Below are 264 nucleotides of genomic sequence, written 5' to 3'. Positions count from 1 at the left end.
GCGCCTGGGCCGCCAGCGCCAGGGCGGGCGTGGGCAGCGGCCCCAACCGGACCGGCTGCGCGCCCGCCGCGCGAACCGCACGGGCCGCGATCTGCGCGATCTCGGGTGAGGAGGGGCGCAGGTCCTCGCCGATCAGCACCGTGGTGCCTGCGTCGCAAGCGGTCACGAAACCCGCGACATGGGCCGCCACCACGTCTGGCGTCAAGGCGGTGACCAGCCCGCGCAGGCCCGAGGTGCCGAAGCGCGCCGGCTCAGTCGCGGGCA

The 264-nt window shown here is 76.9% G+C and carries 1 pseudogene; it reads right to left on the bottom strand.

The window, feature by feature from the left end:
* Positions 1-226, bottom strand: a pseudogene (locus tag EU805_RS17280) (phosphomannomutase); the annotation flags it as partial.
* Positions 227-264: the final 38 nt, after the last annotated feature.

This window comes from Salipiger sp. IMCC34102, assembly GCF_004145405.1.
In the GTDB taxonomy this organism is placed as follows: Bacteria; Pseudomonadota; Alphaproteobacteria; order Rhodobacterales; family Rhodobacteraceae; genus Loktanella.
The sequence above is the reverse complement of the archived record's forward strand: the minus strand, read 5'-3'. Positions and strand labels throughout refer to the sequence as shown.